Origin of the sequence: Gordonia sputi NBRC 100414 (assembly GCF_000248055.1) — a bacterium.
In the GTDB taxonomy this organism is placed as follows: Bacteria; Actinomycetota; Actinomycetes; order Mycobacteriales; family Mycobacteriaceae; genus Gordonia; species Gordonia sputi.
The window spans coordinates 58,031-72,311 of sequence record NZ_BAFC01000113.1 but is presented as its reverse complement, the minus strand read 5'-3'; the positions used below and the strand labels follow the sequence as shown (position 1 = coordinate 72,311).

12 protein-coding genes are annotated in these 14,281 nt (G+C 66.0%); 8 read left to right on the top strand and 4 right to left on the bottom strand.

Annotated elements, in window-relative coordinates; genetic code table 11:
* Positions 1–48: 48 nt before the first annotated feature.
* Together GOSPT_RS18070 and GOSPT_RS18065 are read right to left on the bottom strand one after the other, a co-directional pair.
* Positions 49–1,116, bottom strand: coding sequence for an alanine racemase (locus GOSPT_RS18070; RefSeq protein WP_005207905.1), 1,068 nt, complete (start codon positions 1,114–1,116; stop codon positions 49–51).
* Positions 1,113–3,032, bottom strand: a complete 1,920-nt coding sequence (locus tag GOSPT_RS18065) for an SDR family oxidoreductase (RefSeq protein WP_005207904.1) — start codon at positions 3,030–3,032, stop codon at positions 1,113–1,115. Before GOSPT_RS18065 ends, GOSPT_RS18070 begins: the two co-directional genes overlap by 4 nt.
* Before the next feature lie 217 nt (positions 3,033–3,249).
* On the opposite strand from GOSPT_RS18065, the gene GOSPT_RS18060 reads away from it, so the two are divergent.
* The 5 genes from GOSPT_RS18060 (at position 3,250) to GOSPT_RS18040 (ending at position 9,448) form a co-directional block, all read left to right on the top strand.
* The gene (locus tag GOSPT_RS18060; RefSeq protein WP_005207903.1) at positions 3,250–3,678 is read left to right on the top strand and encodes a MarR family winged helix-turn-helix transcriptional regulator; all 429 of its coding nucleotides are present in this window, start codon (positions 3,250–3,252) and stop codon (positions 3,676–3,678) included.
* 26 nt (positions 3,679–3,704) lie between these two features.
* A complete protein-coding gene (locus GOSPT_RS18055) occupies positions 3,705–4,280 on the top strand; it encodes a cysteine hydrolase family protein (RefSeq protein ID WP_005207902.1) in 576 nt (191 codons plus the stop codon).
* A 5-nt stretch (positions 4,281–4,285) separates the two neighbouring features.
* On the top strand, positions 4,286–5,677 hold the full coding sequence (locus GOSPT_RS18050) for an MFS transporter (protein WP_039856610.1): 1,392 nt from the start codon (positions 4,286–4,288) through the stop codon (positions 5,675–5,677).
* A 210-nt stretch (positions 5,678–5,887) separates the two neighbouring features.
* The gene (locus GOSPT_RS18045) at positions 5,888–9,154 is read left to right on the top strand and encodes an error-prone DNA polymerase (RefSeq protein ID WP_039856584.1); all 3,267 of its coding nucleotides are present in this window, start codon (positions 5,888–5,890) and stop codon (positions 9,152–9,154) included.
* A 66-nt stretch (positions 9,155–9,220) separates the two neighbouring features.
* Positions 9,221–9,448 (top strand): DUF167 domain-containing protein, encoded by a 228-nt coding sequence (locus tag GOSPT_RS18040; RefSeq protein WP_005207899.1) that lies wholly within the window; start codon positions 9,221–9,223, stop codon positions 9,446–9,448.
* Between the two features lie 113 nt (positions 9,449–9,561).
* Here the strand turns inward: GOSPT_RS18040 and GOSPT_RS18035 are convergent, their stop codons facing one another.
* Both GOSPT_RS18035 and GOSPT_RS18030 read right to left on the bottom strand, forming a co-directional pair.
* Positions 9,562–10,026, bottom strand: a complete 465-nt coding sequence (locus GOSPT_RS18035; RefSeq protein WP_039856609.1) for a tRNA (cytidine(34)-2'-O)-methyltransferase — start codon at positions 10,024–10,026, stop codon at positions 9,562–9,564.
* Between the two features lie 102 nt (positions 10,027–10,128).
* The gene (locus tag GOSPT_RS18030) at positions 10,129–11,085 is read right to left on the bottom strand and encodes a serine/threonine dehydratase (protein ID WP_039856582.1); all 957 of its coding nucleotides are present in this window, start codon (positions 11,083–11,085) and stop codon (positions 10,129–10,131) included.
* Between the two features lie 139 nt (positions 11,086–11,224).
* Here GOSPT_RS18030 and GOSPT_RS18025 point away from each other — a divergent pair, with 139 nt between their 5' ends.
* The 3 genes from GOSPT_RS18025 (at position 11,225) to GOSPT_RS18015 (ending at position 14,211) form a co-directional block, all read left to right on the top strand.
* On the top strand, positions 11,225–12,109 hold the full coding sequence (locus tag GOSPT_RS18025; protein WP_005207896.1) for a bifunctional methylenetetrahydrofolate dehydrogenase/methenyltetrahydrofolate cyclohydrolase: 885 nt from the start codon (positions 11,225–11,227) through the stop codon (positions 12,107–12,109).
* On the top strand, positions 12,106–12,429 hold the full coding sequence (locus GOSPT_RS18020) for a DUF3017 domain-containing protein (RefSeq protein ID WP_005207895.1): 324 nt from the start codon (positions 12,106–12,108) through the stop codon (positions 12,427–12,429). The genes GOSPT_RS18025 and GOSPT_RS18020 overlap by 4 nt, the downstream gene beginning before the upstream one ends.
* A gap of 255 nt (positions 12,430–12,684) precedes the next feature.
* Positions 12,685–14,211, top strand: a complete 1,527-nt coding sequence (locus tag GOSPT_RS18015) for an Hsp70 family protein (protein WP_005207894.1) — start codon at positions 12,685–12,687, stop codon at positions 14,209–14,211.
* The last annotated feature ends 70 nt before the right edge of the window (positions 14,212–14,281 follow it).

The window sequence follows — 14,281 nt, the reverse complement described above, 5'->3', positions numbered from 1 at the left end:
GGGCCGGCGCGGCGCGACCCGAGCCGTGCACGCGCGCGGAGCCCGCGGTCAGCTGTTCGCGCCGCGGGCGACCACGCGCCACGTCGCAACCTCGCCCTCACCACCCTCACCAGCACCACCGCCGACGACCAGCTCGTCGACGAGGTTCACCGCGGTGCAGACGTGGTTGGGTACGACGCGCACCGTCGAGCCGAGCGAAGGGACGTACTCGTCCGGGTACTCGACAACCGCGTGGTGTTCGGAGAGCGCGACGATGCGTGCGGCAGGCTCGTCGAGTATCCGACCGTGTCCGCTGGCCCACGCGGGCCGGTCGGCGCCGATGATCTTGCTGCCCGCGTCGAGAACCACACGACGCCCGTCACGGCGGACGACGGTGCTGACGGCGGTCAGCGCCACGTCGTCGAATCCGCAGACGCCGAGCTCCACCTGCTGGGCGTCGTAAAACGGATAGACGCCCGGTCGGATCTCGGTCAACACGCCCGAATCCGCGAACTCGATCGTCGGCGTCGAGCCTCCGCTTCGCACGCGTGGCTCGATTCCCCTGTCGCGCAACTGTTCTGCCGCTGATGAGAGTGCCGCGATCTCCTGTGCGGCGGCGTCACGGCGTGCATGTCCGGGGCCGTATCCGTGGCCGGGAAAGGTGAACACCCCGACCACCTTGAGCCCAGCCGACTGCGCAGCTACTGCGACCTCGCCCGCGGACTCAGGTGCCACACCTGTCCGGTGTTGTCCGGAGTCGACTTCGACGAGAACCTCGGCGCCGGACAGCTCGGCGGCAAGGCGCACGGCACCCTCGACGGAGTCGACGGCCAGGCGGAGTGACACCCGATCGGCGAGCGCGCGCAGGCGTGCACCCTTGTGGGCTGTGACCCACAGCGGATAGGCGATGAACAGATCACCAAAGCCCGCGGCGGCGAACGCTTCAGCCTCTCCGATCGTCGCTACGGTGAGACCCACAGCGCCGCTGTCGATCTGGCGTCGAGCGAGCTCTGCGGTCTTGTGCGTCTTGGCGTGGGGGCGCAGATCGACGTGAGCGTTCCGTGCGAGCTCGGCGACCGCCTGCAGGTTGCGATCGAGGCGCGCGAGGTCGACGGCGAGATACGGGGTGTCGGTCACCGATCCACGGTACCGAGGGAGGCCGCCGATTCGTCGACCAGAAGGTACTCCTGGTGCAGAATCCGTGCGGTCAGTCGCGGTGTGAACTTCCGGCCGAACTCGGCGAGCTGTCCGAGCGGCGGACTGATGCGCGCCGGACGCGTCACGATGCCCTGCAACACCTTCGACGCTCCCTTGTCGACGCTCCACACCCCGGCGGAGTTCTGATAGGCCTCGGTGGGCGCGATCATCCGCGTGCGGACCAGCGGTAGCCGCACGTTGGTGAACGAGACGTGTTCGGAGAGGGTTTCAGCACCCGTCGACTCGCTGAACGCCTCAAGTGCCGCCTTCGACGCCGCGTACGCGCCGAATCGCGCGCCACGCGTCTGCACGGCGATCGACGACACATTCACGATATGCCCGCTCTGTCGTTTCACCATGTGCGGCAACAGTGCGAGTACGACGTTGACGGCTCCGAAGTAGTTGACCGCCATCACCCGGTGGTAATCATGCGAGCGCTCAACGGAATTGAGCGTTGATCGGCGAATCGAGCGCCCAGCATTGTTGACCAGGACATCGACGTGACCGTGGTCGGCGATGACCGACTTCACCAGTGTGCGCACCGCCTCCTCGTCGGTGATGTCGCACTGATAGGAATAAGCACGTCCGGGCGGAATGCCCGGTTTCGATTGCGATGCATTGAGATCGGCGACCGCGGAGGCCAATTCGTCTGCGCTGCGGGCGATCACGTAGACGTCGGCACCCCGTTCGAGGCACATCCGGGCGGTGGCCTTGCCGATGCCGCTCGACCCGCCAGTGACCAACACGTGCTTACCGACGAGCGGTCCGCGCGGATCACGCCTGCGGTGCCGTGCCGGGTCGAGATGGGTGGTCCAGTACTCCCACAGGCGTGGTCCGTAGTCGTCGAGATCAGGAAGTTCGACGCCGCGGCCACTCAATCGTGCCAGGGTTCGTGTGGCACGGAAGTCCGCCGTCATTCGCATGCCGTCGAGCAGTGCGGGTGGGATGCCCTCCTGTGACGCGACAAGATCGCGGATTGGACGTAGCGGCCCGAATCCGGTCAGCCCGATAGCAGGGGCGACGATCCGATTGCTCACCACGCCAACACCTTTGGGTGAACCGATCGCAGGAGCGAGCGCGTTGTACATGCCGATGACACCGCGGTCCCGCGAATCGCCGAGATGAAACACCTCGCAGCTGCGTTCAGGCTCGTCGTCGACGAGGGTTGCGATGGATTGCGCCACGAAATCGACGGGTACAAGATTGAGCCGACCCAGGTCTGGCATCGGCAGTGGAATACCCGACGGCAGGAGTCCCAGGAGCGCCAATCGGGGGAAGAAGTAGTACGGGCCGTCGACCTTGTCCATCTCGCCGGTACGCGAATCGCCGACCACGACCGACGGCCGGTACACCCGCCAGCGCAGTCCCTCCCGCTCGCGGACGAGCTTCTCCGCCTCGTACTTGGTGCGGTGATACGGCGTCGGAAACCCCTGCCCCAGGTCGAAATCGTCCTCGGTGAAGGCGCCCGCACAGTCGCCGGCGACAGCGATCGACGAGACGTGGTGCAGCATCGCGTCGTGTTCGACGGCGAAGTCGATGACGCGCGCGGTGCCGTCGACATTGGCACGTTGCTGGGCCTCGGCGTCGGCGGTCATGTCGTAGATCGCGGCGAGGTGGATGACGTGGTCGATCTCGGGCAACTCTGTGCCAGACAAGGCCAGCCCGGGCGAGGTGAGATCCCCGGCGATCGGATGCAGTCGATCCGGGGGAGCGTCGGCGAACATCTCGTCGAATCGTGCGCGTGATCCCGCGCGGACCAGCGCGTAGACGTGGGCGTCCCGGTCTGCGGCGAGCAGTCGTTCGATCACCCGGCGTCCGATGAACCCGGTCCCTCCGGTGATGAAATACGTGGTCATCTGTTCCTCCGGCCGGCTGGCAACTGCGGACTCGCGCCTTCTTACTCCGCGGTAAGAAGTGCTCGGATTCACCCTGACACTTACATCACCAAATGGCAACGTCACCACGGAGAGTTGTTAGGCCCTGGGATACCCAGGGTCGGCGGGAGAGTTGTCTGAAATCTCCCTTTCTGTCAGGAACCTTATCAGTTGGCTGACTATTTGCTAGACTCACAATATGTCTGAGAATCCCGCCGAGATTGCCGCGACCCTGCGCCCCGTGCTGGCGGCGCTCAATCGCCGACTCCGCGCGCAGGGCCCGATCGGGGATCTCACGCGGTCGCAGACCAACGTGCTCGGCAGGCTCGAACGTGGGGGACCGTCGACAGTGAACGACCTCGCCCGAGCCGAAGGTGTTCGCCCGCAGTCGATGTCGACGACGGTTGCGGCACTGCTCGAGCAGAGACTCATCATCGGGACGCCTCATCCGAAGGATCGTCGAAAGACGCTCCTTGATCTTTCGGACAAGGCCCGCGAGACCTACGCGCGTGGACGATTGGCTCGCGAGGACTGGCTCGCTGATCGGCTCGGGCAGGTTCTCACCGACGAGGAACGGGCGCAGATCGCCACCGCAACAGAGCTTCTCCGCCGTGTAGCGGAGTCCTGACAGTCGCTTCGATCAAGGAGGAATCCATGGCAATGACAGCTCTCGACCCGCGGGTCGCGCTGATCGTCATCGACATGCAACGTGGAATCGCGTTGCGCGACAATCTCGCACCGTACCCGGCGTCGGAAATCGTCGACCGCGCGGGGCAATTGGTCGACAGGTTCCATAAGTATGGCCACCTCGTGGTGATGGTCAACGTCGACGCCGTGCCTCCCGGCCGGACGGACCGCAACTCTGGATCGGCGAGGCCGCAATTGCCGACGGAGGGGACCGAGCTCATCGACGAATTCGCCCCCCAGCTAGACGATCTGGTGGTGACCAAACATTCGCGCAGTGCATTCGCGGGTACCGGCCTCCTGGAGGAGTTGCGTTCCAGGGGCGTCACCCAGGTCGCCGTCGTCGGGATCGCCAGTGGCGCAGGTGTCGAATCGACGGCCCGTGACGCACACGAAGCGGGGTTCAACGTGACGTTGCCGACCGACTCGATGACCGATTCCGACGGGGAGCGTCACGCGCACAGCGTGCGCGAGGTGTTTCCCCAGATCGCCGAGACAGGTTCGACCGCAGAGCTTCTCGAACTCCTCGACGCCACAGCTCAGTGAGCGCCGTGGCCACCGGCGACGCCGGTGTGGCACAGCGCAATCCGTTCGGCTGGCGGTTCACCGGGCCACTGTTGATGGGGTCGACACTCAACCCGATCAACAGTTCCATGATCGCCACCGCGCTCGTCGGGATCGGCGTCGACTTTCATCGGGGTCCGGCCCAGACGACGATTCTGATCTCGGTGCTCTACCTGTGCAGCGCAGTGGCGCAACCGACAATGGGCAAGCTCGCGACGGTATTCGGTCCTCGTCGCGTCTTCGTCTCAGGGCTGGTCATTCTGCTGATCGCCGGTGTCATCGGTGCCGCCGCGCCGGCGTTCTGGTGCCTGATGCTCTCGCGTGCCCTGATCGGCATCGGCACCTCTGCGGCGTATCCGACGGCGATGGCGCTCGTGCGGTCTCGTGCCGACTCATTCGGAACGGGAGTGCCGAGTCGCGTGCTCGGCGGGTTCTCGATCGCCGCCCAGGTGATCGCGGTGATCGGACTGCCGCTCGGTGGTGTGCTGACCGGTGTGTTCGGCTGGCGGGCAGTGTTTTTCGTCAATATTCCGATCGCGCTGATCACCCTCGCGTGGGCGCTGCGCAGCATCCCTCGTGACGGTCCGGTGCAGGTGGGCGGCTTCGGTGGCCTCGTCCGCGTGGTCGACGTCGTCGGGGTGGCGCTCTTCGCGGTGACCGTGATCGCGACGCTCGAGTTCCTCGCCGCGCTCGGTTCACCGAAGTGGTGGCTGCTGGCGGTGATCGTCGTAGCGGGGTTGCTCCTGGTGCTCTGGGAACTGCGCGCGACACAACCCCTCATTGATGTGCGGATGCTCGCGGCCAACTCCCCGTTGGTGCGCACCTACCTGCGCCAGATGCTGGCAGGGCTCGGCTCGTACACGGCGATGTACGGCATCAGCCAGTGGATGGAGCAGTCCGCGGGATACACCGCGGCGCAGGTCGGGCTCATCCTCATCCCTTACTCGGCGCTGAGCGTGGTGTGCGCGCGGGTGAATTCGACGCACGGCTGGGTACGAATCCCGTTGATCCTCACGGGTTTCTGCTTCGTCGGTGCGGGCGTGACCGCAGTCGCGATCCATCACTCGTCCGGGTTGTGGATCCTGCTCGCGATGACGTTCCTGTTCGGCGTCGCCAACGGACTGAGCGGTTATGCAAATCAGGCGACGCTCTACACGCAGAGTCCGCCGGAGTCGATCGGTGTGGCATCCGGGCTGTACCGGACGTTCATGTACTTCGGGGCGATCTTCTCGTCGAGCCTCATCGGTATCGCCTTCGGCGCCCGCGCCACCGATGGCGGACTCCACGTCGCGGGGTGGGCCATCGTGGTGATCGGGGCGGCGCTGATCGCCATGACCGTGGCGGATCGTCGAATCCCGCGGGCGGTGTCGGCCGACTGATGGCGCGGTGTCGCCGGTACGGGCGCGGGTGCCGAGCGCCGTCGAGCTGAGGCGAGGATGTGGGTCCAATCGAAGGATGTGGGTGCTGCAGCACCCACATCCTTCAGTTCGACACACATTCACAGTCGGGTGGCGGGGATTGTCGTCGGCGAGGCGAGCGGGGCAGCCCGCCACCCATCGTCTGTCGAACAGGTGTTCTATACTGGCTGAGTGGGCTGGAACCAGGGCCCGCCGACGTGGCGGGAGATGGAGCGGGTGCTGTCGGGGCGCTCGCCCGATGGCGGTCGTCCCGGGGAGTTCTTCGGTCCCGAGCAGACGGGCGACGGCAACGACAGCCCCGCGTGGTCGCGCAAACGTGGCGCCTACACGGCGCCGGAGGTGTCTCGTGAGCGATCGTCTGTGCGCTATGCGGAACTGCATGCGCACAGTTCCTACAGTTTCCTCGACGGGGCGTCGATGCCCGAGGAGATGGTGGAGGAGGCGGCCCGACTCGACCTGACCGGTCTGTCGATCACCGACCATGACGGTTTCTACGGCGTGGTCCGATTCGCCGAGGCCGCAAAGGAATTCGCGATGCCGACGGTGTTCGGTGCCGAACTCTCCCTCGAGCCGGACGTGACCCGCACCGGGGTGACCGATCCGGCCGGTGAGCATCTGCTGGTCCTCGCGCGTGACAGTGAGGGCTATCGGAGGTTGTCACGAATCATCGCCGACGCCCACATGTCCGGTGGTGAGAAGGGGCTGCTGCGCTACGACGTCGACCGGCTGACCCGCGACGCAGGCCACTGGGTGATCCTGACGGGCTGTCGCAAGGGCGCGGTTCGGCGCGCGTTGGATCGTGCGGGTATCGGTGCTGCCGAGGCCGCTCTCGGTGGAATGGTCGAGCGGTTCGGACGCGACGACGTCGTCGTCGAACTCACCGCTCAGGGCCTGCCCGACGACGACGAGCGCAATGCGGTACTCGCCGACCTCGCGCAGCGGTTCGGGCTGCCGACCGTCGCGACGTCGGGGGCGCACTTCGCGGGGCCGCGTCGTCGACGCCTTGCGCTGGCGATGGCGGCGGTGCGTGCCCGCACCGACATCGAGACCATCGCGGGCTGGATGCCGGGGGTCGGCGGTGCGCATCTGCGCAGCGGTGACGAGATGATGCGCCTGCTCCCCGCGCACCCCGACGCCATCGCCGCCGCGGCAGACCTCGCCGACGATTGCGCTTTCTCGCTCGGATTGATCGCGCCGCAGTTACCGCCGTTCGACGTGCCGGCCGGCCATACGGAGTCCAGTTGGCTGCGGCACCTTACGATGACCCGCGCACGACGCCGCTATGGGACACCAGCCCAACATCCGGCGGCCTACCGGCAGATCGAGCACGAACTGGCGATCGTCGAGACGCTCACCTTCCCCGGCTATTTCCTCGTCGTCGCCGACATCGTCGACTTCTGTAAACGCAACGACATCCTGTGCCAAGGCCGGGGGAGCGCCGCCAACTCCGCGGTGTGTTACGCGTTGGGTATCACCAACGTCGACCCGGTGGCCAACGAGTTGCTGTTCGAGAGGTTCCTCTCACCCGAGCGTGACGGGCCACCGGACATCGACGTCGACATCGAATCGGACCGTCGTGAAGAGGCGATCCAGTACGTGTACCGACGGTATGGCCGCGAGTACAGCGCGCAGGTCGCCAACGTGATCACCTATCGGGGCCGATCGTCGGTGCGCGACATGGCACGGGCGCTCGGCTATGCCAGCGGTCAGCAAGACGCCTGGAGCAAGATGCCCGACACCGCGCCCGACGACGTGCGCGAACTCGCAAGCGACATCGCCAACATGCCAAGACATCTCGGAATCCACTCCGGTGGAATGGTGATCTGTGATCGTCCCATCGCCGATGTCTGTCCGACGGAGTGGGCGCGGATGGAGAATCGCAGCGTATTGCAGTGGGACAAAGACGACTGTGCCGCAATCGGTTTGGTCAAGTTCGATCTGCTCGGTCTGGGGATGCTCTCGGCGCTGCACTACGCGATCGATCTGGTCGCCGAACACAAGAACATCCACGTCGACCTCGCCAAACTCGACCTCTCCGAGCAGGCGGTGTACGAGATGCTCTGTCGCGCAGACTCTGTCGGGGTTTTCCAGGTGGAATCGCGAGCACAGATGGCGACTCTCCCGCGGCTGAAGCCCCGGTGCTTCTACGATCTGGTCGTCGAGGTCGCGCTGATCCGTCCGGGACCGATCCAGGGCGGATCGGTCCATCCGTTCATCCGCCGACGCAACGGCCAGGAGGAGCCGACCGTCGAACATCCGTCGATGTGGCCGGCGCTCAAGCGAACACTCGGCGTACCGCTGTTCCAGGAGCAGCTCATGCAGCTGGCCGTCGACGTCGCCGGATTCGACGCCGCCGAGGCGGACCAGCTCCGTCGAGCCATGGGGTCGAAGCGATCACCGGAGCGTATGCACCAGCTTCGTCGACGCTTCTACGAGGGCATGCAGCGCTCGCACGGCATTACCGGCGACGTCGCCGACCGGATCTTCGAGAAGATGGCGGCCTTCGCCAATTTCGGTTTCCCCGAGAGTCATTCGCAGAGTTTCGCATCGTTGGTCTTCTACTCGTCGTGGTTCAAGCTGCACCATCCTGCCGCATTCTGCGCCGCGTTGCTGCGCGCACAGCCCATGGGCTTCTACTCGCCGCAGTCATTGGTCGCCGACGCCCGCCGACATGGCGTCGACGTGCACCGGCCGCATATCAACGCGTCGCTGGCCGAGGCGACGTTGGAGAACGACGGGCTCGACGTGCGGCTCGGGTTGGCGTCGATACGCGGGGTCGGAGACGACGTCGCGGCGCGCATCGTCGAATCAAGGGGAGTCGACGGTCCGTATACGAGCATCACCGACCTGTCGCGGCGAGCCGACCTCAACCTCGCGCACCTCGAGGGATTGGCGGGCGCGGGGGCGTTCGAGTGTTTCGGCATGAGTCGACGACAAGCGTTGTGGGAGGCGGGCGCCGCGGCCTCCGCGAGCGCCGAGCAACTCGAGTTGGAGTCATCTGCGCAGGTACCGACGCTGCCGGGATTGTCGGATGTTGAGCTGGCCGCCACCGATGCCTGGGCGACGGGGATCACGCCGTCGAATTATCCGACGCAGTTCCTGCGTCCGCGGTTGACTGCGATAGGTGTCCTGCCCGCTGAGGCGCTATTGTCTGTGCCGGATGGGTCACGTGTCATCGTCGGAGGGGCTGTCACCCACCGGCAGCGTCCGGCGACAGCATCCGGCGTGACGTTCATCAACCTCGAAGACGAGACCGGGATGGTCAACGTGGTGTGCTCGGTCGGGCTGTGGTCGCGGTATCGCGAGTTGGCACACTCGGCGTCGGCGCTGCTGGTACGCGGCAGAGTGCAGAATGCAGAGGGTGCGGTGACGGTGGTTGCAGATCGGTTGCAGCGGATGGATCTTCGAGTGGGTACCCGCTCGCGGGATTGGCACTGATGTGAAATGTGCACTGACAACTGCGCGGAAAGCATTCGCGCACAACGACAGCGGGGAGAGGAACAGATGGCGAAACAGGTGATCGTCACGGCAAAACCGAGCAGTCGCAAGGGGCCGCTCGTCGAGACCGGGCCGGACGGTTCCATCACCATCTACGTGCGCGAGCCCGCCACCGAGGGTAAGGCGAACAAGGCGGTCGCCGAACTGCTCGCCAAGCACCTCGGCGTGCCGAAGTCCAAGGTGGCACTCATCGGGGGAGCGACCGCGCGTACCAAGCGTTTCCGCGTCGGCTAGGCGGGCGGTCTACCAAGCCCACGCGATTCCATCGAGTGAGCCCCGCATAGTGCCGACCGTGCGCTCCGTGGCGCCGACTGTGCGTCAGTCCCGTTAGTGCGCAGACACTTTCGTCACACCGCGCCGTCGAATCCGTTCTGTCGCCACGCTTCGTACACGACGATGCTCGCGGCATTCGCCAGGTTGTGTGAGCGTCGCCCGGCGAGCATCGGGATACGAAGCCGGTCGGTGATCTCGGGTTCGGCGAGCACGTCGTCGGGGAGTCCGGTGGGTTCCGGACCGAACAGCAGTACGTCGCCGGGGCGATAGTCGACGTCGGTGTGGTAGCGCGATGCATGCGCGGTGAATGCGAAGACGCGTTGCGGTTTCAGCTCGGTGAACGCTGTGACGAGGTTCGGGTGGACGGTCACGTTCGCCATCTCGTGGTAGTCGAGGCCTGCCCGTTTCACCTGAGCGTCGGACATCGAGAAACCGAGCGGCTCGATCAGATGGAGTTCGCTGCCGGTGTTGGCAGCCAGCCGGATCGCGTTACCCGTGTTGGGTGGGATACACGGCTGATAGAACATGATGCGGAACATGGAGTCCATTGTGCAGAGGGCGACCCGACGCTCCGCCGGGGCGGTCGACGCACAGTCGGCGCGAGGGAACGCCCAGTCGGCGTGAGGGAGGGCCCAGTCGGCTCAGAGGTCGTCGAGTCGGGTGTTGGCTCCGCACAGCAGCACGCAGAGCGTCGAGTCGGGGGCCGGTTTCACAAGCCCGGCGGCCACCGCCGCGACCGCGGTGGCGGTGCCGTGCTCGACGACGATGCGGAACCGCTCCCACAGCATTCGACGCGCGGCGATGATAGCGTCGTCGGAGACGACGACGCTCTCGACTGCCTTGTCGGCGATGGTCGACCAGCAGATGTCGCCGATCCTGGTGGCGCCCAACGAGTCCGCGGCGATGCTGTCGAGCTCGACCGACACCGGCCCACCCGCCTCCACCGCCTGATGCAGACTCGACGCTCCGGTGGGCTCCGCGCCGACGAGACGATCGCCGGGGCGCTGGGCCGCTGCGAGACCTCCGAGCAGTCCGCCGCCTCCCACGCACGCGACGACGGTCTGCGGCCCGGGAACGTCGGCGGCCAACTCGAGGGCGATGGTCCCGGCGCCGGCGACGATGTCGGGAAGGTCGTACGCGTGGAGCAGCAGCGCACCCGTCTTCGTGGCGAGGGCACCCGCGAACTCGGCCGCGTCGTGATACCTGGAGCCGTGTAGACGCACGTCGGCTCCGAGATCACGCAGCGCCGTCACCTTCACCGGTGGGGCGTTCTCGGGTACGACGACGGTGCACCGCGTGCCGACGATCCGCGCCGCATGCGCTGCGCCGATCGCGGCGTTTCCGCCGGACGCCACCACCACTCCGCTATCTGTGAGCTTTCCCGCGTCGCGCGCCGCGAGCACGGCATTCACGCTTCCGCGGGCTTTGAACGAGCCGCCGAGCTGCAGGTACTCCAGCTTGAAGACCACCGGAACACTTCCGCTGACCGTGTCGATCTCCGCGCGCAGCACCGGCGTGCGTCGAACGTGCGTCGCGATACGCCCTCGCGCCCTCCTGACGTCGGCGATGGTGACCGGGCGGGCGGCGTTCGTGGGCATATGGCAGCACGGTACTCGGATGGACGCAGCGAATCGCTGATCCCGACATCCGACGCCCCGACATCCGACGCCCCGACATCTGACACCCCGACGCCCCACACCTGACACCGAGGCTCGGACAGGATGGAACAATGGACGGGTGAGCGCGATACGACTCGACGGCAAGCTGACCCGCGACGAGATCTTCGCCGATCTCCGTGAACGCGTCGACAAGCTGCGGATGGCCGGCGTGATGCCGGGTCTCGGCACGATCCTCGTCGGCGACGATCCGGGTTCGCAGTCCTACGTCAAGGGCAAGCACTCCGACTGCGCCAAGATCGGCATCGCGTCGATCCGTAAGGATCTACCCGCGGACGCCACCACCGAAGACCTCAACGCGGCCATCGACGAGCTCAACGCAGACCCCGGCTGCACCGGCTACATCGTGCAACTCCCGCTGCCACGGCATCTCGACGAGAACGCCGCGCTCGAGCGGATCGATCCCGCCAAGGACGCCGACGGTCTGCACCCGATCAACCTCGGACGACTCGTCCTCGGCAAGGAGTCGACGCTCCCGTGCACGCCGCGCGGCGTGATTCACCTGCTGCGGCGCTACGACATCCCGATCAACGGTGCCCGCGTCACTGTCGTCGGCCGTGGTGTGACGATCGGACGCCCGATCGGTCTGCTGCTCACTCGACGCAGTGAGAACGCAACCGTGACGCTGTGTCACACCGGAACCCGCGACCTCGCCGCAGAGATCAAGCGTGCCGACGTCGTCGTGGCCGCGGCAGGTGTGCCGCATCTGGTTACCGGAGACATGGTCAAGCCGGGGGCAGCGGTCATCGATGTCGGCGTCAGCCGCACCGAGGACGGGCTGGTCGGCGACGTCGCCCCAGACGTGTGGGACGTCGCGGGATATGTGTCACCGAACCCGGGCGGCGTCGGGCCACTGACGCGCGCGTTCCTGCTCGTCAATGTGGTCGAGCGTGCAGAGGCAGATCTTGCAGCCGGAGTGAGCGTCGCCGGAGGTTCCGGACGGTGAACTCAGCGACGGATGCGCGGGTGCGGCAGCTTCGCCATGCCCGTCGGGTCCGCGCCTACATCGCGCAGATTCCCTATCTGCTGGTGATGCTCGGCGTGATCGCCGGAGCGGCGCTGGTGTTGTTCGACCGTTGGCGACGTGGTTCGTTCGTTTTCGGAACGGCTCTGCTTCTCGGCGCATTCATGCGCGCGGTGTTGCCAACGTCACGAGTCGGATTACTGCAGGTCAGAGGAAGATTCTTCGACGTTATATCCCTTGCCAGCGTCGGAGCCCTCATGTTATGGCTAGCTGCGTCAATAGATCCGTTGGGCACGGATTGATTACAATATGGAGCACGCTTCGGTAAAGTGTCCCGTGACGTGAGCTGATTCGGCACCTGTCGGATCAGCATCCGGGACCTCTGGATTCATTGAACCCGGGCGTGAGCGCACCGAGTGAGTCGTGGTGCGCTGCGGCAGTGCTAGAGCGCGCCGCAATGAACGGCGAACGACGAACGGCGACAAACGGGCAGGCAACCAATCTCTTCGACGCTGGATAGACCAAACGATCGCTCCACCCACGACGAGACGACGTCGATGGGTGTTTCCTTGGGTCAGGGCATGATTCACTTCGTCCTGCTCACACGTGACGGCTCGGGTCGCGAACTCGTGGAGTCACGGGTGATCGACGTCGATCCCAGCGATGGTCACGACACCGCGGGCAGGGTCAACGCGGGCATCGACCTCATGCTCGACGCCGCGCGCGGCGCCGACCGACGCGTGGGGCCGATCGGCGTCGCGGCAGGCGGCGATCTCGGGCGTGAGCTCATCGGCTCGACGGGGTCGGGTCCACGCCGGCAGATCCACCTCGTCTCCGTCGAGGAGGCCGTGGTGGCCTGCTTGATCGAAACGGGCCAGATCGGGCGATACAGGTCGGTGGTCGTCGTCGACTGCGGCGATACCGGCACGACCTTCTACACCGTCGAGCCTTCGAGCGGAGCCATCGGCGACATCACACACTCACGCGCACTGTCGGGGCGCGCGCTCGACGACGCGATCGTCCGCCAAGTGGTCGACGACGCGGGCGCCGTGAGTGGTTCGTTCTCGAACAAGCTCAGTCGCAACGCTTTGCGTAGTGCCGTCAGAACCGCCAAGGAGGAGTCGGGTGAGCACGGCACAGTCGACGCCGCCGGCCGGTTCCGAATCGGCGACGCAACGCTCGCCTCGGCGGTACGTCCATTCCTGAAAGACGCTCGCGAAGAGCTGAGCCGTTACCTCGCAACGCATTCGGCGTGCGCGGTGGTTCTCGTCGGTGGTCTGGCGAACCTGCCGACCATCGCCGACATGGTGCCCGAAGAGGATGCCGAAGGCGGACTCGTCGAGGTCGTCATCCCGACGAATCCGGAACAAATTGCAGCTGTGGGCGCCGCGATGCTCTCCTCCGAGCAGGCAACGGCGCCCAGTCGATTGGCCTTCATCGGAGGCGGGAGGCGCAGGGGAGTGCTCTCTCCGCTGCCGATCGCTGTTGCAGCCGTTGTCATTGCCGCAGCGATGTTCACGGTGTATGCGGTGGGTTCGACACTCACCGGCAACTCCACGGACATCCCGTCGCCCTCGAGTGCTCGCGTCGCGTCGATATCGACCGACTCCGACCAGTCCGACATCGTTCCCTCGGAGACGAGACAGGAACCGACACCACTCACCTCGACGTCGGCCGAAGCCCCGCGCACAGCGCGCGAGGACGACGGACCGGGTTGGGCGACAACGCAATTGCCTCCGACGACGCCGTCGCCGTCCACGCTGACACTCTCCGCGCGTCCGAGTACGCCGTCGACGACAACGCGGCCACCCAGCGCCGAGACCAGTCGTCCCACTTTGCCACTGCCGCCCGGAATCACGATTCCGCCCAAGCTGCTGCCGCCGGGGTTCGTTCCGCCGTCGGGGACGCCCGCTCCCGGTGTGGAGACGCCGACTCCCAGCCATCAGCAACCCTCTGGCGGGGCTGGTTCGAATGGTGGTGCGTCGCAGTCACATAACGATCGTGGTGCAGGAGCGGGTCAACTGACACCTCCGACCACGACGACCACGACGCCGGTTCCCGACGGACTGCTGCCGCCGCCATGACGTGTCCTGATCGTTCCGGTCAGTGACCTTCTTGTACCTGTTCTGCGTGCCGCGGTGAGGCCATGATCGA